Consider the following 23,422-nt stretch of genomic DNA (forward strand, 5'->3'; position numbering starts at 1 on the left):
GTGTGTTATAATAAGTTTGTCGCTAAGTGATGCGACATTAACTTTTGCTCTTACAAACGTTCGAGCAATCCTAACGTCTGATGCAGAAATCCTTTAACTAGATTTCAGCTCATTTTATAATGGGGACGCTACGGATTCGACAGGGGTAGTTTGAGCTTAGGTTGCGAGTCGAGGGGATCGGCCTCGTTAAAACGTCAAAGCCATAACTGGCAAAACTAACAACAACTTCGCTTTCGCAGCTTAATACTGCATAGCGGTTCCTCCCTCCATTGCCCATGTGGTAGGGTAAGGGACTCACTCTAAGTGGGCTACGCCGGATTCCACCGCCTGAGGATGAAGGAAGAGAACAACCAGGCTAGCTGACCGGACGCCGGTCGATAGGCAAAAGGATCAGTGAAACGCCAATATATCGACTACACTCGTAGATGCTTAAGTGGCGATATCTTTGGACGCGGGTTCGATTAGTAATTAGTCGCCTTATGTGGTAACACATAAGTGAAAATTCGGCTTTATCGGTGAAACCTAAGTCGCACGATTTGCGATAGGGCAATGCCGAGCGGTATGTGGAGCAATCCAACAGCCGTGTATCGACTTATAGGCTGCCATGCATAAATGGTAGTACTAGGATGCGAAATCCATACCTTGAAGAGGTAAATTTATGTTTCGCATAAGACGCCGAAGGACCTGTTAGGCAGGTTCAAGATATAGTCAGTGCCATGACGAAAGCATGGAAGAGCACGTCCCGCCGTCTCCACCATACATAGGTGGATAACAAGACTAGCAGAAATGCTGGTCTTTTTTTATATCTGGAAAAAGGTATCTTCAAATGTTATTTTCTGTTTAAGTAGTAATGAACTGTATTTGCCGTTTCGAGGGGTAACCTTCTCATAATTATCGAGTATCCAAAGGGCACGGTTTCTTTTTTTATCGACACGAAGATAGGGAGAAATTTGTCTCAGAGTGAATAAAACGAGTTCTTTTTTCTTAATTATTAAAGTGTAGGAATCTTTATGTTTCTTACGATTATAGTTCTTTTTATTGTTAATTGTTCCTCCAGTTTAAGTATGTACATAAGAAAGCAATTCTTTATCTGTTGAAGCAATTGTAATACAGGGTCGACGATGTTCTTTTTTATGCATTCTGGTTAGTGTGATTGATCCCTCTCCATCAATAATCCCAGCAATATAGGCAGCTTCCCAATTTTCCATTAGAAATCCTCCTAGTCTTTTTTACGTAAAAAAAGGAACATATGTTCCGTATTAATTGTACTACTATCGTTATTTAAAATAAAGTCTCTTTATTTAAAAAGTTCCACCTCCAAAAAATGGTTAATATATTGTAGCGTATAAACCATTTAGAATGAGGTGGATGGATGTACTTTTTAAAACCCATATCCGATGAAGTTAGATTGACGCGATTAAACTTTCATAAAAGGTCTAAAACCCTGTAGGCTCGTTTTAGGGTCTATTTTTGCCTGTATGACAGCGTTTCTTCAGTCTGCCGGTGGTTTTTTACCAGGGGTAGGATATTTAATTAGTCCGCTTGCTACTGCACCTGTATTGTTATGTTCAATGCTTTCTTTACCGATTGGAGTAATAACTTATTTTCTGACAATGGTATTACTACTCATACTACAACCAGGTGAACTAATTGTATTTCCATTTACAACAGGGTTGTTAGGACCCGTTATAGGGATTTACAAATCACCCCGGTAGCAACTGTACCATACATTTTTTATGATCAGCTTTGTAAGTGAACATCAATTAATACAATTCCGGAGATTTGTAAGGCCTCCTTCAGTATGCACTCAAATTCAACTAGGGTTCGAGCAGGCATACCCTTGATTCCAAAACTTGCAGCTAATTGAACAAAATCGGGGTTCTGAAAGGTTACGCCGTAACTTTCTCCAAATTGTTGAACCATTTGCTGCTGCTCCAGTTTTAAAACGGAATCATTTAATACGATGATAATGAACGAAAGCCCAAGTCTGTTTGCCGTCTCTATTTCAGCAAAATTCATTAACGCACCGCCGTCACCTGTAATACAAATGACGGGATCATGTGGACATGCAAGCTTTGCACCAATCGACCCCGGAATGCCTATTCCCATCGATGCAAGACCATTTGAAATGATTAACCGATCTGGCTTTTTAGGCTGATAGGTTCTGGCAATGGATACTTTATGGGCACCGACATCTGAAATGACAATAGTTTCTTCTGGTGTAAAATCCTCAATACAGTGAAGTATATTTTCAATGGTAAGGTGCTGATTTGATGGTTTGGGTTGCCCCTGATTTATTTGATAAGTAGAAAATAGTTCTTCTCTCAGATTCCCGGAAGGTTCCCATGTTTTGGGGACAGTCCCCCGTTGCGCTAAAGCGCCGGGGGACTGTCCCTTTTGATTCAGCAGCTGAAGTGTCTTCTTAATGTTACCAACCAGTTCACTTTCAACTGGATAATATTCATTTGTTTCTGCTGGCGATGAATCAATGTGTAAAACAGGTATTTTCTTTTTATTCCAATCCTTTGGCAGTTTTTCGATAAAGTCAAAACCAATGGTAATTAATAAATCAGCTTGGTCAATACCCTGTAAAACTTCATCATTTTCGTTAAATCCGAAGGTGAAATAATTACAAGGATGTTCTTTAGCTAATATCCCTTTTGCATTAAAGCTGTGAGTAACAGGGGCTTGAAGAGTATTGATCAGTGTTTGAAGCTCCTGGACCGCATTTTGCCTAATCACAGCATTTCCTACTAGTAGAAAGGGTTTCGTACTGTTTTGGATGATGTCGTAGGCAGCATGTATTGCATCTATTGTAGGGACACTCTCCGGCATCGGCTTTATGGGGAGAGGCAGATTAGAAATCATTTGAGAGCAAAAGTTCTCTGGTATGGTAACAGCCACCGAACCAGGCTTTTCCATTAGGGCCAATCGGAATGCTTTTCGAATGGTCACAGGTACAGACAATGAATCCTGGATTTGTGTACTCCACTTTGTGACGGGTTTAAATAGAGTTAGAAGGTCTATGTATTGGTGTGATTCTTTATGTTGCCGTTCCACACCAGCTTGCCCAACTAATGCCAACACGGGTGAATGATCGAGCTGTGCACTGGCTATACCAGTCAACAGGTTTGTTGCTCCAGGACCCAGGGTGGAAAAACAAACACCTACTTTTTTAGATAATCTCCCATACACATCTGCCATAAATGCAGCACCTTGTTCATGTCTCACATTAACAAAATATATTTGTTCAGATTTTGATAACGAATCTGCAAGGTCGAGAGTCTCCTTGCCTACAATCCCAAAAACATATTCCACACCTTCATTTTCCAAGCATTTTACGATTACATCCGATACTTTCATAGCGACCTCCTTTTTTATTAGTTTGGTCTTATTTCAGGTATACACTACTTTAAAAGTAAAAATATTTACTTGGCCTCCTGTGACTACACTTGATTTCCTATCTTATATCTTATACAATCAACTTACTAAAAAACGGAAGGGTGACCTTGGGACGATGATCTTTTAATCCTATTTTTCATGAAAAAACTCGTTATCAAATACGATTATTTTTCTGGATAGGATTAGTCTGTACTTTTATACAAGTCGGAAAGATCATTACTTCCCTTCTGTCAGGGATAGAATGTTACTCGAATTTTGTATAGTACTGCCTCCTGTCCAGAAATGAAGCAGGAGGTTTTTATATGGATTTAAACAATACTGAAGTCACAACAGCATCATCAGGTAACTTATTCCGGAATCGCGTATTTTTAGCCATCATCATGTCCGGATTGTTTTTACAAGTGGGGATTTGGGTTCGTAACTTCGCTGTTTTGCTATTTGTAATGGACCAAACAAATGGCGATGCATTCGCAGTTTCCATGATATCAGTGGCTGAATTTGCACCAATCTTTATCTTTTCCTTTATCGGCGGAACCTTTGCGGATCGCTGGGCACCGAAAAAAACGATGGTTTGGTGTGATATCTTAAGTGCTATATCCATCTTTGTCGTGTTGATTACACTTATATTTGGAACCTGGAAAGTAGTCTTTTTTGCCACCTTAATCTCAGCTATTCTTTCACAATTCTCTCAGCCGTCAGGAATGAAATTGTTTAAAATGCATTTATCGGAAAATCAAGTACAGGCGGCCATGTCAGTCTATCAAACAGTTTTCGCTCTATTTATGGTATTAGGACCGGTTATTGGAACGTTCGTCTTTCAATCATTTGGCATCGACGTTTCCATTGCGATTACGGGCATCGCTTTCTTGCTCTCTGCAGGTGCACTTGCTTTCCTTCCTAAGGACCGCCCAATGGATGAAGCACCGGAATCCACTTTACTGCAAGAAATGAAAAGTGGAATTAAGTATGTATTAGGGAAAAAGGAATTAAGTCTACTAGGCTTATGCTTTATGGCTGCAGGCCTGGGAGTGGGCTTTATTAACCCTTTATCCATCTTTCTCGTAACAGAACAGCTAGGTCTGCCAAAAGAGAATCTTCAGTGGCTGCTAATGGTCAATGGAGTGGGAATGATTATTGGAGGCGCTTGTGCGATGATTTTCGCCAAAAATGTTCCACCGCAAAGACTTCTTGTATTTGGCATGCTAGTCAACGGTATAGGCATCGCTGTGATGGGATTATCAACCAACCTATGGGTTACGCTGGCAGCAGAGCTTTGCAACGGGCTCATGATGCCATGTATTCAAATCGGAATTAACACGTTGATTTTACAGAAAACAGAGGAAGCTTTTATTGGAAGGGTAAATGGAATCTTAAGTCCGTTATTTGCCGGATCGATGGTTATCACTATGAGTTTAGCGGGTATTTTAAAAGAGCAATTTTCATTAGTCACGACCTTTGAACTTTCAGCCGTCATGTTTATTATCGGTGTAATAGTCATCTTGCCTATATACAATCAGAAGGCGCAATCAAAGCCTGAGGTGCTTCAATCTACTGATTAAAAAAATACCCCTCTTTGATCATACATCAAAGAGGGGTATTTATTTTATGTAGTATTCTTCATTTAGGAGAATAGAAGACTGTGCAGTAATGAAAGGAGTGCAAGGACCCCAAGGCCGACGAGGATAGAAAAAATCGATTTTACTCTAAAATTAGAGACGGATGGAAAAAGTTTAAAAGTAAATAAGCTAAACCACACGATTATCATCAAAATAATAAAGCTATCAACCAAATAATAGGAGATTACTCCACTATAAATAATTACACACAATACCAAACTTACAAGCAGCGGCACAAGGAAATCTTTTCTTTCCGTTAAGCACGGTTCACTATCCACCTCCAGCGACTTTGACGATAGCAATGGGTACAAAAAATAGGGCAGAACGAGACCAAAACTGGTGCCTGACACCAAGCGTTTGATATTGTCACTTTCAAAAAGATGCAAATAGGAGCCTAAGCCGTCAATCATCATAGGAACCATTAATAATAGAAGTAAGAGGCTTACTTTAATGGTAGGTATGGTAATTTTCTTGTTTCTCTTTGATAAATGCAAATAGGTGAGCGAGGAAAATATTCCTATATAAATTCCTGTATCACGGGCACAAACGGAAAGGGTTTCTCCTGATATTTGGAGTGATCGTTCCTCTAGCTGGTGGCAGATTGCTTTTCCAAAAAAATCCAATAGTTCGTGTAACAACCCGATCACTCCTATAGGAAGAACCCAATTCTCAAGACTGGAATTGGGTTCTTCTGCATTTTAATATCCCGACATAAACGGTAAGAAGGAAAAGGCTGAAAGAGCAAACCAACAAATACAGCTTAATATAATCATCCCCAAAGCAATGTATAAACAGGTCTTACCAACAGCTTTCTTTTCAGGATCTTGATCGTTCATCCAAATAATTCCGAGCACAATCCCAACTACAGGGATAAGTATGGATAAGATATAAAAGAGTGCTTTTTGCCCACCTGACACTTACTTCACCTCCATACCCAAAAATAAGAGGAATTCCGTCTAGAAAGAAAATACCGTTCAATGATATCTATGTTAGCCTTCTGGAGAATTTGCCTGTCCACCTTTTAGAAATTTCTGATTTAATTTCCTGTTGCTGGTACAAATTTCTTTTTTTATTGTTATAATAGATTGGTAAAAAGTGGAGAGGGTATAAAAGGAAATTTATCAGATACCTACTTTTGGAGGTTGCGGAGCCTAGTATAGTTATATTTTAATATAATTGTAATATATTTAATAGAATAGTAACAATTTGGGCGAATCTTCGTCTATAATAAGGAAAGATATCAAACATCAAAGAGGGTATGAAACATGGGGGATCAAAAGCACGGATGGTCTAAAGGGACAATAGCTATTGTCATAGTAGCTATTGGGTTCTTGTTTGCGGGCGTTTTTGTCAATAACTATTTTAAGGCAAAAGCTGCAAGTAAACCTATTACTCAAGAAAAAAATGAACTTAGTAATCATCCAAATTCAACCTCAGAAACGATAGTTCAAAATAGCAAAGATTCAAGGCACGAAAAGGAAATGATTCACAAAAAACAGGAACAAGCAACGGCTTGGAGAAATCAGCAAGAGCGAGAGGCAACTAAGCCTCAAGAAAAACCAACCACAGACACAGCCGCGGCACCACCTACAACAACAAAAGATCCAGCAACCACAAAACCAACGTCAACGGACACAAAAGCGCCAGCAACACAACCCCCTGCAACACAAACTCCTGCTGCAGGAAAAAAAACGGTATACTTAACATTCGACGATGGTCCGGCTGCATTTTCCGGTGACATTATCGCCCTGTTAGAAAAATATCATTATAAAGCAACGTTCTTTATGATTGATGGAAATATCAGAAGATATCCCAATCAGGTAAAGTTAATGGTGAAAACGGGTGAAACTGTGGGACTTCACAGTGTGTCGCACAACCAGAAGGTGTTCTATGCATCTGCCGCTTCTGTTATTAATGAATTAACTCAAAATCGCAATACATTAAAAGAAGTTTCAGGGGTAGATTCTTATATTATGAGAACTCCTTATGGAAGTGTTCCGGGTATGACAGCTGAATACCGAAAAGCTGTGAATGATAATGGCTATTTAATGTGGGATTGGAATATTGACAGTAAAGACTGGTATTATAAAGATGCACGCTATGTCGAGAGTGTCAAACAACAGTTAATCAAATTGGCGAATCATAATGGTCCAATTGTCATTCTTATGCACGAGAGAAAAGAAACGCTTGCTCATTTGCCTGCCTTACTCGATTACCTAAGTAAGCAGGGGTATGAGGGGAAAGCAATCGATAGCTCGATGACGCCAGTTCAGTTTACGGTAAGATAGGGTTTTTTAAGGACAGAATGCCTTCGGGTCTGATATAATTAACATACAGTTAATAGTAAAAATAATGGGGTTAGATAATTAACGATGATAAATAAACTTTTGAGCAGCAGTGGTTTTAAGAGAATATCAATTTTTGTCCTAATTGCACTCGTTTTATACGCAATGCAATCCATGATTAATCTAATTTTACTTACATTTATTTTTGCCTTTTTAATGGATCGGTTAGTGCAATTCATTGAAAAGAAAATTCCACTTAATCGTAAGTTAATTGTAGTCACATCTTATGCATGTATTGTCGGCTTGCTCTCTTATGGCTTGGTAATGTACTTACCAATGATTGCCGGAGAAATAACGGCATTAATCAAGCAGTTAACGGCCTTTTACACATCCAAACATGATAATATCTTTTTAAACTATGTGGTAAAACGGCTTGAAGAAATTAAAATTTCTAGTTATCTGGAACAAGGTTTTACTTTTGTTTTAAAGTATTTTACAGATATTAGTAAAATCACATTACAGGTTTTGTTAGCCTTGTTACTCAGTTTATTCTTCTTGCTAGAAAAGCCACGCTTAATCGAATTTACAAAGAAATTTAAAACGAGTAAAATTGCACCATTTTATGCGGAAATTGAATTTTTCGCCCAAAAATTTGTGCGTACGTTCGGTAAAGTCATTGAAGCACAATTAATTATTGCTGTAGTCAATTGTATTTTAACAACAATTTCATTATGGCTGCTTGATTTTCCACAATTAGGCGGATTGTCCATCATGATTTTTGTCCTGGGTTTAATCCCTGTAGCCGGTGTGATAATTTCCTTGATTCCGCTTGTTATTATTGCCTATAGTATTGGTGGGTTAATGAAGGTTCTCTACGTCGGTATTGCGATTATGATTATCCATGGTGTAGAGGCTTATATCTTAAATCCAAATCTAATGAGCTCAAAAACGAATCTTCCTGTTTTCTATACTTTCATCGTATTGATTTTTTCGGAACACTTCTTTGGAATCTGGGGTCTGATTATCGGAATTCCTGTGTTTGTTTTCCTTTTGGATGTATTAGAAGTAACGGAGACGAAATCGGATATAAAGAAAACGTAAAAAAAGCCCGCTTGTGGGCTTTTTTGTTTGTCCAATTTTTTGATATGCTAGAGGTATGATGTAGTCGAGGAGGAGTTACCATGGGCGAATGTAAGTTGAACCATTCACAAGAAGATGTGAAAAGTAAGTACGAATCACAGGCGGAATTTTTGCCAGAGGATATGAAGCCATTATTCAATCAGTTCTTTTCTGGTGAGCATACACAGGAGCTTTTAAATGAAGTTTTCCATTTGTTGAAAAAGTATGATTTAGCGTCTGCAGAAGAACAAAGTGCACGTAATCAGCGTTTGTATTTGGTGTTAAGGAACGTATAATAGCTGCAATATTGGGTCGCGTAGAATGGTAAAGCTACACGACCCCTTTTATTTGATTTTATTGAATAGAGGGAGGCTACATCGACTTTAATTCGGTTTCTTAAAGGAAAAGTAAAAGTAGAACAAGTCTACATCGACTTTAACTCACATTTTTGAAGGAAAAGCAGAAGTAGAACGAGTATACATCGACTTTAACTCACATTTTTGAAGGAAAAGTAGAAGTAGAGGGAGTCTACATCGATTTTTGCTCGTTTTTTTGAAGGAAAAGCAGAAGTAGAACGAGTCTACATCGACTTTTATTCGTTTTTTTGAAGGAAAAGCAGAAGTAGAACAAGTCTACATCGACTTTAATTCGTTTTTTTGAAGGAAAAGCAGAAGTAGAACGAGTCTACATCGACTTTAGCTCGCATTTTTGAAGGAAAAGTAGAAGTAGAACAAGTCTACATCGACTTTAGCTCGCATTTTTGAAGGAAAAGTAGAAGTAGAGGGAGTCTACATCGACTTTTACTCGTTTTCTTAAAGGTAAAATAGAAGTAGAACAAGCCTACATCAACTTTAGCCCGCTATTTTTTAAATTCCTATCCACTTAGCAGATACACGTCTTCTTCTTGACTCCAATCTTATCACGCTGCTCGATTTTTTTTATATAATCGGTAGCTATCGGTACCTTACAGGCAGTGTTTCCAACATCAACTTGGACTTTGCCAATAATGTCTGCAACCCGGATCGCTTCTTCGTGAAGCTCCACAACATAAGCTCCAACACAAATAACAAAATTGTTCATCATATAACGGACACGATTCTTTTCCGAGTGGATCGTCGTTTCTACTTGCTTTAGAAGCGATCTTATTTCCTCCAGGTCAAGCTCCTCATCAGCCGTAATTGATAAATAATTAGAATACGTACTCCACCCAGCTACAGCTGTCATTTCGACTTCTGATTTCATCCATTCTCGAGCCAACTCTAAAGCATACTTGCTCTCAGCAGCGACGCTGGCAACCGTATATTCCGCAAGCATGTACCAGTTGGCATTCTTCACCCAATCCTGAAGTGTTTCTTTTTCCATTAGCTTAGGCTTTACGGAGAGTCCTGCTAAATACATAGCGTCATGGTTATTCGTATTATAGAGCGCCAATGCTAGTTCTTGATCCTTTTTCACATACTTTACAAGCTTCTTTAAATCGCCCACTTTTACACCGTAGAAGGTTCCTTTTGCGCCATGATTCAAATAGGTTTTCTTTGTTTGCTCTGATCCCAGTTTCTCCAACTCCAGCATCAATTCCTCTAATGTCATTATGTAACCTCCATTGGTCATATACTTTTCATTATTTTACCATCTACTGATGAAAATTCCTTCGCCTGAAAAGGAATCTGTTTATTTTTCATGAAAAAGGTTATTTTTGAAAATAGTAAGGATACACACTTCACAAAGAAAAGAGGATACGATGGGAGAAATATTTCAATTATTAAAGCGCGGAAATAAATCAGCTCTGCTGGCAGCCATTATTAATACGGTCATTTCAATTATTAAAGGCGTCGCCTATATGTTTACTGGAAATGTTGCGATGTTTGCGGAAACGATGCATAGCTTGGGTGATGCAGCGAACCAGTTCTTTGTATTTATCGGCTCTGCATTAAGTAAAAAGGCACCGACGGAAAAATACCCAAATGGCTTCGGCCGCTTAGTCAATCTTGTTCTGTTAGGGGCTGTTCTTATAGTTGGTATTATGGCTTTCGAAACGATTAAAGAAGGTTATCATCATGTGGTGCATCCAACAGAAGCCGGCGGATTTGCCATAAATGTTACCGTTCTAGCGGTTGCTACGCTGTTAGAGACCTTTGTCTTGTTTAAGGCGATGAAGGAAGTGTTACATGAAATTGAGGTAGAAGCCAGTGGATTCGCGGTGTTTGGAAAAAGCTTTGCAAATCTGGGAAGGGCGAAGCCTGCCACAAAGCTAGTGTTCATGGAGGATTTAGTCGCAACTATGGGTGGCTTATTAGCCATTATCGCGGTTGTTATCTCACACTACACCGATTTGCACCAATTGGAAGGCCTTGCTTCTATTATCATTGGAATAATGATGCTTTTCGTAGTAGGTAAAGTATTTTTAGATAACGCAGCTGGGGTAATCGGACAAGCGGATGAAGAGATGGAAAATAAAATTGGTGCACTTGTAATGGCCGACCCGGATGTGAAGGACATTCAGGGGATTACGGTCATTAAAGAGGGAGAAGATCTCCATGTTGAGCTGGAAATTGAGGTGGATCCGAAATTAACAGTAGCAGCGGCCGATGATATTAAAGATCGTTTGGAAGAAAAAATCATGGCAGAAAAAGGGGTCGTAGACGTTACGATTGAGATCGATGAAGAAGATGGCGTCATGACCTGGAAAAGCAAGAATGAATTAGAGACTGAATAAAGGCAATTAGTGAAATGGGCAACCAATATCTTATATTGGCTGCCCACTTCACTATTCCCAAGGCTTCTTCGTTGTAAAAACCCCAGCAAGTTCCTTACTGCTTTTTCTATGTTCTTTTCGCTTTTCAGCACGATCTTTTCCTGTTTCGAAAAGCTTCTTTTCTTCTGCAGTCTCAGGAATAATACCAGGGACCTTCGTGGGTTTTCCATTCTCGTCTAACGCAACAAACGTTAAAAAGGCCGTTGCAGCAATTTTCCTGTCGCCGGACATTAAGTTCTCAGCAATGACCTTGACGAAAATTTCCATAGAGGAATTGCCTGTGTATGAAACAAAGGTCTCAATACATACCGAATCCTTTGGCGTAATCGGACTAAGGAAATCCACGGAATCAATCGACGCCGTCACACATTCTGCCCGTGAATGTCTTACGGCTGAAATGGATGCGATCATATCGATATCGCTTATTAATTTGCCGCCAAACAATGTGTTATGGTTGTTAACATCATTAGGAAAAATCCTGCTCGTTCGAACCACTCTAGATTCATTACATGTTTTAGCTTCCATTTTCATCACTCCACTATCCAGCCCTCTAAAAAACATAAAATGGCCATGGGCATATTTTTTGTTAGTATGGCCACGATAGTAATAGATTATCAGTCCGCTTTATTCATGTCACTTACAACGGATTTTGTGACTTGTTTGGTGTTGATGATACAATGGTCACCTAGGTTAATGGTACAGCCAATTACTTTACTATTAGCCGTATTACTATCCTGAACTGTAGGACCAAGGTTAATATTTGCATTATTATTTATAGAATTAACTTTAAAATTGCCAATATTAATTGAAAAAGGCATTTTTGATCACCGTCCTATTTTATTATATTTTTCAATAGGGCAGGTGATTGTCCACACACCTAGAACAAGCAGTTAAATAATGAGCGAATGAAATAAAGTTGTGGTACAGTACATATATTAATATTTGGTCAGGAGGTATACTCAATGAGTTTACAGGCACAAATCATGAAAGACTTACACGTTGCTCCAAACATTCAACCAAAAGAGGAGATACGCAAGAGAGTCGACTTCTTGAAAAATTATCTGTTACGAACAAAGGCAAAGGGATACGTATTAGGCATTAGCGGCGGCCAAGATTCTACACTCGCCGGAAGACTAGCACAACTGGCAGTAGAAGAACTACGAAATGAAGGAAAGAATGCTCTTTTTATTGCTGTTCGTCTTCCATATGGCGTTCAAAAGGATGAGGAAGATGCTCAGCGTTCATTAGATTTCATCCGAGCTGACCGCCAGCTTGTGTTTAATATCAAGGCGGCCGTCGATGAAGTTCAAAATGAATATAACTCAAGCATCGATGCTGAGCCGTTAAGCGATTATCATAAAGGGAACGTGAAAGCACGTATGAGAATGATTGCCCAGTATGCTGTTGGCGGAATGGAAGGTCTCCTTGTGATTGGGACGGATCATGCTGCGGAAGCAGTAACGGGGTTCTATACTAAGTATGGTGATGGCGGTGCAGATATCCTGCCACTGTCTGGGTTAACCAAGCGCCAAGGGAAAGAGCTTCTTAAGGAACTGGGAGCTGACGAACGCCTCTATTTAAAGGTACCAACAGCTGATCTCCTCGATCAAAAACCGGGTCAAGCGGATGAGACGGAATTAGGAATCACGTATGATGAATTGGATGATTATTTAGAAGGAAAGCCTGTATCACAGGATGTAGCTGAAAAAGTAGAAAAGCGTTATCTCATAACAGAACATAAGCGCCAGCTACCTGCTACGATGTTTGATGACTGGTGGAAATAAAATATTACATGGAAAGAGGGAGTGCCAAAATGGCGCTCTCTCTTTCTTTGGATAATCCTATTCTAATTTCCATTAACCCCATATTTGAAAGAGAACAATAGGAAGTTATAATGATTCATGTTGTTGTTTACTATTTTTTACATTTTGACTCACTAATACTTTAGCAAGATAAAATTTTCCATTGACATAAAGACCTATCAATCCTATAGTTAATAACGTTGTTTCATATTTATGCAATCAATTGTTAATTTAAAACATTATCTTACAATAAAAATAAACATTCATTGGAGAGAGGTGTTCATAGCATGGGGAAGACAAATAAATTAGGATTTTGGGTGTTAACAGCACTGGTAGTTGGTAATATGGTTGGCTCGGGGATCTTTATGCTGCCACGTTCACTATCTGAATCAGCAAGTCCCGCCGGCGTTATCTCTGCATGGCTTGTCACAGGTTTCGGGGTGTTGATGACTGCACTCGTATTCGGAAACTTAGCCATTCGTAAGCCAAAATTACAAGGCGGACCGCAAATCTATGCAAAAGACTTGTTTAAGCAAGGGTCACATGCATCAACATTAGCAGGCTTTATGTCCACTTGGGGTTATTGGATCGGAAACTTAGCAGGAAACGTAGCGATGATTACAACATTTGCTGGTTACCTATCAACATTTTTCCCGATTTTAACAAGTCAAGCAGAATGGTTTACCATTGGTAACTTTACACTTAAGGTAGGTAATGGTTTAACTTTCATTGTTTGTTCTGTTCTTTTATGGGGAACGCACACCATCATTCTCCGTGGAATGGAAAGTGCCGGAAAATTAAACTTTGCCGCTACTGCTGCGAAGGTTGCAGGATTTATCTTATTTATTATCGTTGGATTGTTTGCTTTTGAAAAAAGTAACATGCTTCCATTCATGGCAGAAAGACTCGATGATGCTGGTCACTCCATCAGTATGATGAAGCAAATAAACAATGCAGCGGTGAATACATTATGGGCATTTATTGGGGTAGAATCAGCAGTGGTGTTTGCCTCACGTGCGAGAAGACAAACTGACGTAAAACGTGCAACGATCCTTGGCTTATTTATAGCACTTGGAATTTATGTAGGAATTAGTACACTAGTTATGGGGATGTTAGACCAAAACACACTTATTCACTCTGATAAACCATTAATTGATGCGATTTCAACAGTTTTAGGACCAATTGGTGGAAAAATTTTAGCAGCAGTGGGGTTGATCAGTTTATTTGGCTCAACAATCGGTTGGTTAATGTTAAGTGCTGAAGTTCCATATCAAGCAGCAAAGCAAGGCTTATTCCTTCCTGCCTTCCTTAAAGAAAACAAAAAAGGCCTGCCAGTCTTTTCAATGATCGTTTCTAACGGGCTAGGGCAATTATTTATTTTCTCGACGATCTCAAAATCAATTTCAGGAGCATTTGATTTTGTAATTGTCATAGCTACTTTATCGTATTTAGTCCCATACTTTATCTCATCGGTTTATCAACTAAAACTAGTTGTCACTGGTGACACCTATAAAGGAGATAAATCAAGAGTAGGAGATGGTATCATTGCACTCCTTTCTACAATTTATTCTGTATGGGTCATTATCGCAGGTACAGCAGATATTAAAACATTTACCTATGGAATGATTCTTTTAGCAAGTGGTATCCTTTTCTATGGACCGCTTTTGAAAAAGAAAAATGCTCCTAAGTCGGAACAAAAAGTAGCATAAGTAAGCAAAACCTATCAGGGATTCTCTGATAGGTTTTTTTTATTTATAAAGGGGCAAAATAAATTTCGATTCCCAACAATTTTTCTTTGACAGAAAAGAAATGATGTACTATGATAATTAAATCCTACAAAAACTATCAGATTTAGGGGGTTTTCGTTTTGAAAAGATTAACTGTACTATTTGCACTCTTATTAAGCTTTATGTTTGTTCTATCAGCATGTGGTAAAGATGAAAATGCTGATAAGAAAAAAGAGAACAAAACAGCTGAAAAAGCTGATGGGGATGTTTTGAAAAAAATCAAAGATAACGGCACGATTACCATTGGAACAGAGGGTACATACCCACCATTCACATTCCATGATACAAATGGAAAATTAACAGGATTTGATGTCGAGCTTGCTGAAGAAGTAGCGAAGCGTCTAGGTGTGAAGGCCGAATTCAAAGAGACACAATGGGATGCTATGTTCGCAGGACTTGATGCCAAGCGATTTGATATGATTGCGAACGAAGTGGGAATTCGTCCAGATCGTCAAGAAAAGTATGATTTCTCAGATCCTTACATTACGTCATCTGCTGTATTAATCGTAAGCAAGGATAACGATAAAGTAAAAAGCTTTGAAGATATTAAGGGGTTAAACTCTGCGCAATCTTTGACAAGTAATTACGCTGATATCGCTAAGAAATACGGTGCGAATCTTGTTGGGGTTGAAGGATTCCAACAATCAATCGAGTTGCTTGGACAAAAACGTGTCGATGCAACGGTCAATGACAAGTTAACGTTTTTAGATTTCAAAAAGAGTAAGCCAGATGCCCCGGTTAAGATTGCGGCAACAAGTGACGATGCGTCGACGAGTGGCTTTATGTTTAGAAAAAATAGCGGTGCCCTTGTAGATGAAGTCAACAAAGCGTTAAAAGATATTGTTGATGATGGCACATACAAAAAAATCTCAGAGAAATGGTTTGGTGAAGATGTACTTAAATAGTATTTTTACTGATCCAGAAAGAGCGCAAAAGTTATTCGATATTGCAAAAAGTTCCCTTCAGCCCATGCTGGAGGGAGCACTTGTCAATACGATTCCATTAACAATTATAAGCTTTATTTGCGGTATAATTTTAGCCGTGCTGACTGCATTGGCCCGAATTTCTCATGTGAAAGTTTTGCAAATAATCGCTAGAGTTTATGTTTCTGCGATTCGAGGAACACCATTACTGGTGCAATTATTTATCATTTTTTATGGACTTCCTAATCTCGGTGTTACCCTCGATCCATTTATCTCAGCGGTTATTGGATTTTCACTTAGTGTGGGGGCGTATGCATCAGAAATTATTCGGGCTGCCATACTTTCCATCCCGAAAGGCCAATGGGAAGCAGGGTATTCCATTGGGATGACCTATACACAAGCATTGCGGAGAATTATTCTGCCACAAGCAGCTAAAGTATCCATTCCCCCATTATCGAATACCTTTATCAGCCTTGTAAAAGATACGTCACTAGCTTCACTGGTGCTCGTAACGGAAATGTTCCGCCGTGCACAGGAAATCGCTTCAACCAATTATGAGTTTCTATTGGTTTATTCCGAAGCAGCCCTCCTTTATTGGGTCATTTGCTTTTTTCTATCTGTCATTCAAGGTTTTATGGAAAAAAGACTGGACCGATATGGAGCCTAGCATGGGGATTATAGGAAAAAGGGAGTTTTACGATGATTTCAATTAAAGGTCTATATAAACAGTTCGGTCAATTAGAAGTGTTAAAGGGGATTGACCTTGAAGTGGAGAAGGGGAAAGTGGTGGTTGTCATCGGGCCATCTGGTTCTGGTAAGACGACCATGCTTCGGTGCTTGAATGTGCTCGAAACTCCAACAAAAGGGATCATTTCTATTGAAGATCAAAGTCTCGATTTTTCAAAGGCTGTTTCGAAAAAGAATATCGCTTCCTTTCGACGTTTAACGGGAATGGTGTTTCAAAATTATAATCTTTTTCCTCATAAAACGGCCCTTGAGAATGTGATGGAGGGACCGGTTGTGGTGAAGGGTGAAAGTAAAGATGCTGCCCGTAAAAAGGCCCAGACCCTCTTAGAGAAAGTGGGACTAGGAGATAAAATAGACTACTATCCGGCACAGCTTTCTGGTGGTCAGCAGCAGCGTGTCGGAATAGCCCGGGCGCTTGCCATGGAACCAGAGGTCATGCTGTTTGATGAACCGACATCTGCGCTTGATCCGGAGCTAGTGGGCGAAGTTTTAAAGGTTATGAAGGACCTTGCTAATGAAGGCATGACTATGATTGTTGTTACTCATGAAATGCGCTTTGCTCGTGACGTGGCAGACGAGGTCATCTTTATGGATCAAGGTGTCGTGGTCGAAAGAGACAAGCCAGAAGCCATCTTTACTCAACCGAAAGAAGAACGAACTAGGAAGTTTTTGAATATGATTCAGTAAGGTGCTGTAGCTCGGAGCTATGGCACTTTTTGTTGCGGTAAAAACCTAATATTTGGAAAAATATCCATTAACCTCTGAAAATGAGCCAATCTGGTTCAAAAATGAGCCAATTCCATTAAAAATAGAGCCAATCCAGTCCAAAAATCAGCCAATCCCCCCAAAAAATGAGCCAATCACAAAATCACCAGCAAATATTGTTCAAAGTATCTACTCATACTCCGGCAGGATACTCAATTTCCGTGTTGAAATAATAAGTATTCGGTAAATTTTTGAAGAAAAATGAAACTTTTTCCACATGTAAACGTAAATAAGGTACCTACATAAGAAGGGACTGATGCCTTTGGAACCATTCAGCATTCCTTTAGAAACCATCTATCTGTATGGCCTGATTATTTCAGGTGTGTTAACTGTTTTGTATGTATTGTTTGCAGATGTGTTTCATTTCCATGGAGCAGGAGATGGGGGATTACACTTTCTAAATCCTGTTCTAATTTTTGCTTTTATCACTGTCATGTCGGCAAGCGGCTATTTGTTCGAAAAGCTATCATCCTTACATTATTTATTAATATTAGCTATCTCTGCAGTCGCCGCGTTTATAGTGGTCACGTTATTAAATGTGTTTGTATTAGTACCCTTATCTTCTGCTGAAGAGTCGTTGGTCTATAATGAATCAGATTTACGTGGACGTATTGGTACCGTGATTACAAGCATCCCTGCTGATGGTTTTGGGGAAGTGCTGATAGATAGTATAAGTGGAAGAATTGCGAAACCAGCATCCAGCTTTGACGGAGAGCAAATCCCGTATGGCTCAACTGTGCTTGTCGTGCAGGTGAAAAATGGGGTACTTGAAGTTACCGTCCATCAAGAAATAGAAAGTTTTATTTAGAGGGGGTTTTAAGAAATGGAATTTAGCATTATTTGGGTTGTTATTGGTATTGCCGTACTTATTCTTTTAGCATTAATTGGTGTATTTATTACTAAGTATCGAACAGCCGGACCTGATGAGGCACTTATTGTAACAGGTAGCTTCCTCGGTAACGGAAATGTTCATGTGGACGAATCAGGGAATAAAATTAAAATCATTCGCGGCGGCGGTAGTTTTATTTTACCGGTATTTCAACAGGCAAAACCGCTTAGTCTACTTTCAAGTAAGCTAGAAGTAACCACGCCTGAGGTGTACACAGAACAGGGTGTTCCAGTTATGGCAGACGGCGTTGCGATTATTAAAATTGGTGGATCTATTAGTGAAATCGCAACGGCTGCTGAGCAGTTCCTGGGCAAGCCGAAGGAAGACCGCGAGAATGAAGCAAGGGAAGTCCTTGAAGGACATCTACGTTCTATTCTTGGTTCAATGACGGTAGAAGAAATCTATAAAAACCGCGACAAGTTTTCCCAGGAGGTCCAAAGAGTTGCTTCACAGGACCTGGCGAAAATGGGATTAGTCATTGTTTCGTTTACAATTAAAGATGTTCGTGATAAAAACGGCTACCTTGACTCACTTGGTAAGCCGCGTATTGCGCAAGTAAAAAGGGATGCAGATATTGCTACGGCAGAGGCAGAGAAAGAAACACGGATTAAAAAAGCGGAAGCCTCTAAGGAAGCAAAGCGTTCTGAATTAGAGCGGGCAACAGAAATCGCTGAGGCTGAAAAAACGAATCAGCTGAAAGTTGCTGATTTCCGCCGTGAGCAAGATATAGCCAAAGCCCGCGCCGACCAGGCGTACGATCTTGAAAGTGCACGTTCGAAGCAAGAGGTAATGGAGCAGGAAATGCAAATCAAGATTATCGAAAGACAAAAGCAGATCGAACTCGAAGAGAAAGAAATCCTTCGCCGCGAGCGTCAATATGATTCAGAAGTGAAGAAGAAGGCAGATGCGGACCGTTATTCTGTTGAGCAATCAGCTGCTGCTGACAAAGCGAAGCAAATGGCGGAAGCGGAAGCAAATAAATACCGCATCGAGGCCATGGCAAAAGCAGAAGCTGAAAGAATCCGCCTAGATGGTTTGGCGAAAGCAGAAGCACAAAAAGCTCAAGGTTCTACCGAAGCAGAAATTATCCGCTTAAAAGGTTTGGCAGAAGCGGAAGCCAAGGAAAAAATCGCCGAAGCGTTCGAGCAATTCGGGCAAGCGGCGATCTTGGATATGGTTATTAAAATGCTACCTGAATATGCGAAGCAAGTGGCAGCTCCATTATCTAATATCGATAAAATTACGGTTGTGGATACGGGCGGCGGCTCAGGTGAAAATGGCGGTGCCAATAAAATCACCAGTTATGCAACGAACTTAATGGCTAGCCTTCAGGAATCGTTAAAGGCTTCAAGTGGAATCGATGTGAAAGAATTAATCGAAAACTATTCAGGCAAAGGCAACGTGAGAAGAAGCATAGAGGAATTAACGGATGAAGTGAAAAAGAAGACAGAATAAACAACAAAAACTCCTTATCGAATATGGCGATAAGGAGTTTTTACTTAGAGAATAATCTCAAAAGTTGTCCCTTTATTCGGGCTGCTTGTTACCTCTACGGTGCCCCCGTGGGCTTCAACCAATTGCTTCACAATGGCAAGTCCTAGCCCCGATCCGCCCAAGGCGCGGGTTCGTGACTTGTCCACACGATAGAAGCGTTCAAATATCCTTGGTAAATCTTCCTCTGGTATGCCCTTTCCTTCATCCTGGACCTTGAAATGGACCTTCCCACTCATTCGTTTAACCCCAACCTTAATTTGTGTATAGGGCTCGGAATACTTACGTGCATTATCAATCAGATTCAATATGACCTGTTCAAAACGGATGGGGTCAATTAATAAATATAGGTCATCCGTACATTCCAGATCTAGATCCAAATGCTGCTCCTTTAAAGCTGGAGAAACTTTTTCTATGATTCCTTGAAAATAAGGGCGCAAATGAACCTCCTCTTTTTCGATAGAAAATGTATTTTCGTCCATTTTCGCCAAATGAAACAGGTCTATCACCAATTTGGCTAACTTCTGTGATTCTTCATGGATGATAACTAGATAGTGTTCCTTATCCTTTTCGTCCGTTTCCTTACGTCGGGCGATGTCAGCATACCCCTTAATATAGGTTAACGGTGTTCGCAGTTCGTGAGAGATACTTGCCAGGAATTCATTTCGTTCATTCTTTAAACTTTCTAAATCACTAGCTAAGACTTTAATTGATTCTCCCAATTCTCCAATTTCATCCTTCCCTAGCTTCGGTAAAGAGACGCTAAGGTCACCTTTACTGATTCGTTTGGTTGCTTCACTCATTTTAATAAGCGGGTTTGTGACCACCCTGGTTAAAAACACGATGATAATCATCATAAAGAGAAGAGAAAGCAGTCCTGCGAACAGAAAATGTTGGTTCAGTCCGGCAATTAAGTCTTTTATCTTTTGTGTATTTTGAAACATATAGACATAGCCATCAGTCTTTTTATCAACCACGACAGGACTGATAGAAGCAATATACGTCGCCTTTTTCCAATCATCTTCTAAGATGAGTCCTTCATGTGGAATCTTCTTCGGTGTTCGTTGAAGAATATGCTTCATTTCATCTGTCACCTTATTGGATGACATATAAATTGATCCATCTGGTTTTGTTAAAATCACCTGTGTATCGGTCCGTGCTTCCATCATGGCAATATGTCTAATCGTTTCTTCATGGAACGATGCCTCTAAAACCTCACGATGATTATTCCCCCTGGTCTGGAGTGCAGACAACTCCTCATGCACGCGGGAATGAATGATATTGTTATGCAAAAAGAACATGGATATCGTTTCTAACAGGAAAATAGTTAAGAAGAAAAGTAAGCCTATTTTAAAGGATATTTTATTCATTTCAGTCAGCTCCTCACTCCCTAAGAATACTACAACTTCAAAAAGGAAAACCGCTCATTTTGTAGCTATTTTTCTAAAATTGAAGATGTTTTGACTAAGTTGTAACGAATTTGTGAAGTTACAAAAATCACAGACCCAAGATGATATAGTAAATATATGGGGAGTGATCATAATGAAAATATTATTAGTGGATGATGAAAGAAGAATTGTAGAAGTTCTCGAAGCCTATCTAGAGAGAGAAGGCTATGAAATTCACAGTGCTGATAATGGACTAGATGCGTTAAAAAAAGCGAAATCGATCAAACCTGACTTAATCATATTAGATCTCATGCTACCCGATATTTCTGGGGAAGAGGTTTGCCGGCTCGTACGGAAAGAATCAGATGTTCCCATTCTGATGCTTACGGCTAAATCGGCAGAGGATGACCGAATCAATGGAATTGTCATGGGAGCAGATGACTATTTAACCAAACCATTCAGCCCACGGGAAGTGGTTGTTCGCGTTCAAGCCATCCTCAGGCGTGTGAAAAAGGCGGAAAAAGTACAACTCCTTGAATTCAACGGTAAAAAGCTTGTCATTGACATTATTAAGAAGGAAGTTAGAGTAAACGATAAATACGTGACATTAACTCCAATCGAATATAAGTTATTAACGAATTTGGCTGAGAATCCGGGTCGTGTGTACAGCCGGATGGACTTATTAGAGAAAATTCAGGATGAGGGTATGTATTACGAAGGATATGAACGCAGCGTCGATACCCATATTAAGAACCTCCGAAAAAAAATTGAGCAAGATACACGGCAGCCGGATTTCATCGTAACGGTTTTTGGGATGGGGTATAAATTTGGAGGGGTACTAGATGCTGCAAACACTCCGGTCTAAAATCCTGTTTTATTTAGTTTTGATCTCTATGATTGGAATAGTCATTGTCAGCTTCTTTATTCAGTATGGGTTTGAAGAGAGCTTTAATAGTTATTTGGATCGTAATAGGGAAAAGAAGATTGATAGAATTATCACGGAAATTGAGAAGGATTATAGGAAAAATGGCCATTTTACCAGTGATCCTGTGTATGGCCTATTGCACGAGCATGCCATGACCGATCAGCTGTATTTTCAATTATATGATCGCTTTGGACAACTGCAGATGGATTCCTCTAACATTCGTAGCATGCTGAATAGCTTCGGATTGACAGAGCCAGCACCGGATGGGGAGGAGTGGCATTCTAAATCCTATATCCTAAAAGTAGATAATAATCTTATTGGGAAACTGGTGGCGATTTATCCCAAAGGCTTAATTGATGATGAGTATACATTTATTCAAACCATTCAGCTTTATATTTACGCGGCGGTTTGTTTAACGATTGTTCTCGCCATCATCTTCAGCATGCTTTTTTCGAAAAAGCTGACTGCCGGTTTAAAAAAGCTTTCTTTTGCCGCAAATGAACTTCAGCAGCATAATTTGGACATTCGAATCCCATTGTCAGGTTTGCCTACTGAAGTGAAGCAAATTGCTATCTCCTTCAATAACCTTGCAGAATCCTTGGCAAGGGAAGAGATGCTTCGGAAGCAGTTTACGGGGGACTTGGCACATGAATTAAGAACGCCGCTTGCCACGTTAAGAAGTCAAATCGAGGCCTTTCAGGATGGAATTTGGGAGCCCACACCACAGCGGCTTCAGGTAAGTCACGAAGAATTGATGCGTCTGGTAAGACTAGTGAATGAACTGGAAAAATTACTGGCTGCGGAAAATCCGCAAATTAAGCTGGAAAAAATAGAATTAGAGGCTGGCAGTGTTTTAGAGGCACTTTACGAAATGTTTATGCCCATATTTAAGGAGAAGGGGATACACCTTCATATCGAGGAGCCAAAACAGGAAGAATTGTTCGAAGCGGACAAAGACAAGCTCATGCAAATCCTGTCAAATATCTTAAATAATGCCCTGAAATATACACCGGAAGGGAAGAATGTCACCCTCTCTGTTGAAACGGAGAAGGCAGGATATGTCGGCTTCAAGATTCAAGATGAAGGGTCTGGTATGGCCGAGGATGATATCCCACATATATTTGAACGGTTTTATCGCGGCGATAAATCACGTGACCGGAAAACAGGCGGGGTTGGCATTGGTCTCTCCATTGTGAAGGCTTTAATGGATGCTCATAAAGGGCTGATCAAAGTAAAAAGTAAATTAAACAAGGGAACCAGTGTTACATTATGGTTTCCACATGAAGACTAAAAAAGGCCTCTCTACGAATCTTAGGATCAAGAGAGTCCCTTATTATCGGTTGGGAATCAGGTTAAGCGCGCGAGCTACTAAATAGACGGAGAAATTCCGCCTATTGACTCGAAAAATTGGAAAATGGGGATTTTTCTTTACATAACCGGAAAATCTCCGTTTATTTTATACTAAAAACGGTGCCAATACGATTGTCATTTTGGCACGTATTTTAAGAAGAGCACCTTAAAACGGAAC

At 39.7% G+C, this 23,422-nt stretch carries 22 protein-coding genes and 1 other RNA gene; 15 read left to right on the forward strand and 8 right to left on the reverse strand.

The window, feature by feature from the left end; translation table 11 throughout:
* Positions 1 to 129: 129 nt before the first annotated feature.
* Positions 130 to 464: a transfer-messenger RNA gene (gene ssrA / locus QE429_RS06490) on the forward strand.
* Between the two features lie 594 nt (positions 465 to 1,058).
* Here ssrA and QE429_RS06495 read toward each other — a convergent pair.
* Complete coding sequence (locus tag QE429_RS06495; RefSeq protein ID WP_307285400.1) at positions 1,059 to 1,208, reverse strand: LAGLIDADG family homing endonuclease; 150 nt, start codon at positions 1,206 to 1,208, stop codon at positions 1,059 to 1,061.
* Positions 1,209 to 1,740: 532 nt separating this feature from the next.
* Positions 1,741 to 3,363 carry an acetolactate synthase large subunit gene (locus QE429_RS06500; RefSeq protein ID WP_307285402.1) on the reverse strand — a complete coding sequence of 541 codons (1,623 nt, stop codon included), beginning with the start codon at positions 3,361 to 3,363 and terminating at the stop codon, positions 1,741 to 1,743.
* A 419-nt stretch (positions 3,364 to 3,782) separates the two neighbouring features.
* On the opposite strand from QE429_RS06500, the gene QE429_RS06505 reads away from it, so the two are divergent.
* Positions 3,783 to 4,961, forward strand: a complete 1,179-nt coding sequence (locus tag QE429_RS06505; RefSeq protein ID WP_373463233.1) for an MFS transporter — start codon at positions 3,783 to 3,785, stop codon at positions 4,959 to 4,961.
* 62 nt (positions 4,962 to 5,023) lie between these two features.
* Here QE429_RS06505 and QE429_RS06510 read toward each other — a convergent pair whose 3' ends face one another.
* Entirely contained in the window at positions 5,024 to 5,656 is a 633-nt protein-coding gene (locus QE429_RS06510; protein ID WP_307285406.1) for a DUF2085 domain-containing protein, read from the reverse strand.
* Between the two features lie 60 nt (positions 5,657 to 5,716).
* Positions 5,717 to 5,935 carry a hypothetical protein gene (locus tag QE429_RS06515; protein WP_307285408.1) on the reverse strand — a complete coding sequence of 73 codons (219 nt, stop codon included), beginning with the start codon at positions 5,933 to 5,935 and terminating at the stop codon, positions 5,717 to 5,719.
* Positions 5,936 to 6,283: 348 nt separating this feature from the next.
* On the opposite strand from QE429_RS06515, the gene QE429_RS06520 reads away from it, so the two are divergent.
* The 3 genes from QE429_RS06520 to QE429_RS06530 all read left to right on the forward strand — a co-directional run bounded on the left by QE429_RS06520 (position 6,284) and on the right by QE429_RS06530 (position 8,718).
* A complete protein-coding gene (locus QE429_RS06520; RefSeq protein WP_307285410.1) occupies positions 6,284 to 7,306 on the forward strand; it encodes a polysaccharide deacetylase family protein in 1,023 nt (340 codons plus the stop codon).
* An 84-nt stretch (positions 7,307 to 7,390) separates the two neighbouring features.
* A complete protein-coding gene (locus QE429_RS06525; RefSeq protein WP_307285412.1) occupies positions 7,391 to 8,404 on the forward strand; it encodes an AI-2E family transporter in 1,014 nt (337 codons plus the stop codon).
* An 80-nt stretch (positions 8,405 to 8,484) separates the two neighbouring features.
* A complete protein-coding gene (locus QE429_RS06530; RefSeq protein ID WP_307285415.1) occupies positions 8,485 to 8,718 on the forward strand; it encodes a hypothetical protein in 234 nt (77 codons plus the stop codon).
* Positions 8,719 to 9,304: 586 nt separating this feature from the next.
* On the opposite strand, the gene QE429_RS06535 is transcribed toward QE429_RS06530, so the two are convergent.
* Positions 9,305 to 10,012, reverse strand: coding sequence for a DNA alkylation repair protein (locus tag QE429_RS06535; protein WP_307285418.1), 708 nt, complete (start codon positions 10,010 to 10,012; stop codon positions 9,305 to 9,307).
* A 151-nt stretch (positions 10,013 to 10,163) separates the two neighbouring features.
* Here QE429_RS06535 and QE429_RS06540 point away from each other — a divergent pair, with 151 nt between their 5' ends.
* Positions 10,164 to 11,138, forward strand: coding sequence for a cation diffusion facilitator family transporter (locus QE429_RS06540; protein ID WP_307285420.1), 975 nt, complete (start codon positions 10,164 to 10,166; stop codon positions 11,136 to 11,138).
* Between the two features lie 51 nt (positions 11,139 to 11,189).
* Here QE429_RS06540 and QE429_RS06545 read toward each other — a convergent pair whose 3' ends face one another.
* Together QE429_RS06545 and QE429_RS24420 are read right to left on the reverse strand one after the other, a co-directional pair.
* Entirely contained in the window at positions 11,190 to 11,702 is a 513-nt protein-coding gene (locus QE429_RS06545; RefSeq protein ID WP_307285422.1) for an acyl-CoA thioesterase, read from the reverse strand.
* Positions 11,703 to 11,791: 89 nt separating this feature from the next.
* On the reverse strand, positions 11,792 to 11,995 hold the full coding sequence (locus tag QE429_RS24420) for a spore germination protein (RefSeq protein ID WP_373463180.1): 204 nt from the start codon (positions 11,993 to 11,995) through the stop codon (positions 11,792 to 11,794).
* 144 nt (positions 11,996 to 12,139) lie between these two features.
* Here QE429_RS24420 and nadE point away from each other — a divergent pair, with 144 nt between their 5' ends.
* The 7 genes from nadE to QE429_RS06580 all read left to right on the forward strand — a co-directional run bounded on the left by nadE (position 12,140) and on the right by QE429_RS06580 (position 19,545).
* Positions 12,140 to 12,961 (forward strand): ammonia-dependent NAD(+) synthetase, encoded by an 822-nt coding sequence (gene nadE, locus QE429_RS06550; RefSeq protein ID WP_307285426.1) that lies wholly within the window; start codon positions 12,140 to 12,142, stop codon positions 12,959 to 12,961.
* Positions 12,962 to 13,266: 305 nt separating this feature from the next.
* Entirely contained in the window at positions 13,267 to 14,688 is a 1,422-nt protein-coding gene (locus tag QE429_RS06555; protein ID WP_307285429.1) for an amino acid permease, read from the forward strand.
* Positions 14,689 to 14,846: 158 nt separating this feature from the next.
* Entirely contained in the window at positions 14,847 to 15,671 is an 825-nt protein-coding gene (locus QE429_RS06560) for an amino acid ABC transporter substrate-binding protein (protein WP_307285431.1), read from the forward strand.
* Complete coding sequence (locus QE429_RS06565) at positions 15,658 to 16,356, forward strand: amino acid ABC transporter permease (RefSeq protein WP_307290738.1); 699 nt, start codon at positions 15,658 to 15,660, stop codon at positions 16,354 to 16,356. The genes QE429_RS06560 and QE429_RS06565 overlap by 14 nt, the downstream gene beginning before the upstream one ends.
* 32 nt (positions 16,357 to 16,388) lie before the next feature.
* Entirely contained in the window at positions 16,389 to 17,123 is a 735-nt protein-coding gene (locus QE429_RS06570; RefSeq protein WP_307285433.1) for an amino acid ABC transporter ATP-binding protein, read from the forward strand.
* Positions 17,124 to 17,463: 340 nt separating this feature from the next.
* Positions 17,464 to 18,009 (forward strand): NfeD family protein, encoded by a 546-nt coding sequence (locus QE429_RS06575; RefSeq protein ID WP_307290739.1) that lies wholly within the window; start codon positions 17,464 to 17,466, stop codon positions 18,007 to 18,009.
* A gap of 15 nt (positions 18,010 to 18,024) precedes the next feature.
* A complete protein-coding gene (locus QE429_RS06580) occupies positions 18,025 to 19,545 on the forward strand; it encodes a flotillin lipid rafts scaffold protein FloT (protein WP_307285436.1) in 1,521 nt (506 codons plus the stop codon).
* 44 nt (positions 19,546 to 19,589) lie between these two features.
* Here QE429_RS06580 and QE429_RS06585 read toward each other — a convergent pair whose 3' ends face one another.
* Positions 19,590 to 20,951, reverse strand: a complete 1,362-nt coding sequence (locus tag QE429_RS06585) for a sensor histidine kinase (protein WP_307285437.1) — start codon at positions 20,949 to 20,951, stop codon at positions 19,590 to 19,592.
* Positions 20,952 to 21,123: 172 nt separating this feature from the next.
* Here QE429_RS06585 and QE429_RS06590 point away from each other — a divergent pair, with 172 nt between their 5' ends.
* Both QE429_RS06590 and QE429_RS06595 read left to right on the forward strand, forming a co-directional pair.
* Positions 21,124 to 21,834: a response regulator transcription factor gene (locus QE429_RS06590; RefSeq protein ID WP_307285440.1), complete on the forward strand. Its 711-nt coding sequence runs from the start codon at positions 21,124 to 21,126 to the stop codon at positions 21,832 to 21,834.
* Positions 21,812 to 23,185, forward strand: coding sequence for a HAMP domain-containing sensor histidine kinase (locus tag QE429_RS06595; RefSeq protein ID WP_307285443.1), 1,374 nt, complete (start codon positions 21,812 to 21,814; stop codon positions 23,183 to 23,185). Before QE429_RS06590 ends, QE429_RS06595 begins: the two co-directional genes overlap by 23 nt.
* Positions 23,186 to 23,422 lie beyond the last annotated feature (237 nt).

The organism is Bacillus sp. SORGH_AS_0510 (assembly GCF_030818775.1).
GTDB lineage: Bacteria > Bacillota > Bacilli > Bacillales > Cytobacillaceae > Neobacillus.

Coding starts and splice junctions, on each gene's coding strand:
- QE429_RS06495 (WP_307285400.1), bottom strand. CDS start 1,208: ATGGAAAATTGGGAAGCTGCCTATATTGCTGGGATTATTGATGGAGAG.
- QE429_RS06500 (WP_307285402.1), bottom strand. CDS start 3,363: ATGAAAGTATCGGATGTAATCGTAAAATGCTTGGAAAATGAAGGTGTG.
- QE429_RS06505 (WP_373463233.1), top strand. CDS start 3,783: ATGTCCGGATTGTTTTTACAAGTGGGGATTTGGGTTCGTAACTTCGCT.
- QE429_RS06520 (WP_307285410.1), top strand. CDS start 6,284: ATGGGGGATCAAAAGCACGGATGGTCTAAAGGGACAATAGCTATTGTC.
- QE429_RS06525 (WP_307285412.1), top strand. CDS start 7,391: ATGATAAATAAACTTTTGAGCAGCAGTGGTTTTAAGAGAATATCAATT.
- QE429_RS06530 (WP_307285415.1), top strand. CDS start 8,485: ATGGGCGAATGTAAGTTGAACCATTCACAAGAAGATGTGAAAAGTAAG.
- QE429_RS06535 (WP_307285418.1), bottom strand. CDS start 10,012: ATGACATTAGAGGAATTGATGCTGGAGTTGGAGAAACTGGGATCAGAG.
- QE429_RS06540 (WP_307285420.1), top strand. CDS start 10,164: ATGGGAGAAATATTTCAATTATTAAAGCGCGGAAATAAATCAGCTCTG.
- QE429_RS06545 (WP_307285422.1), bottom strand. CDS start 11,702: ATGGAAGCTAAAACATGTAATGAATCTAGAGTGGTTCGAACGAGCAGG.
- QE429_RS24420 (WP_373463180.1), bottom strand. CDS start 11,995: ATGCCTTTTTCAATTAATATTGGCAATTTTAAAGTTAATTCTATAAAT.
- nadE (WP_307285426.1), top strand. CDS start 12,140: ATGAGTTTACAGGCACAAATCATGAAAGACTTACACGTTGCTCCAAAC.
- QE429_RS06555 (WP_307285429.1), top strand. CDS start 13,267: ATGGGGAAGACAAATAAATTAGGATTTTGGGTGTTAACAGCACTGGTA.
- QE429_RS06565 (WP_307290738.1), top strand. CDS start 15,658: ATGTACTTAAATAGTATTTTTACTGATCCAGAAAGAGCGCAAAAGTTA.
- QE429_RS06570 (WP_307285433.1), top strand. CDS start 16,389: ATGATTTCAATTAAAGGTCTATATAAACAGTTCGGTCAATTAGAAGTG.
- QE429_RS06580 (WP_307285436.1), top strand. CDS start 18,025: ATGGAATTTAGCATTATTTGGGTTGTTATTGGTATTGCCGTACTTATT.
- QE429_RS06585 (WP_307285437.1), bottom strand. CDS start 20,951: ATGAATAAAATATCCTTTAAAATAGGCTTACTTTTCTTCTTAACTATT.
- QE429_RS06590 (WP_307285440.1), top strand. CDS start 21,124: ATGAAAATATTATTAGTGGATGATGAAAGAAGAATTGTAGAAGTTCTC.
- QE429_RS06595 (WP_307285443.1), top strand. CDS start 21,812: ATGCTGCAAACACTCCGGTCTAAAATCCTGTTTTATTTAGTTTTGATC.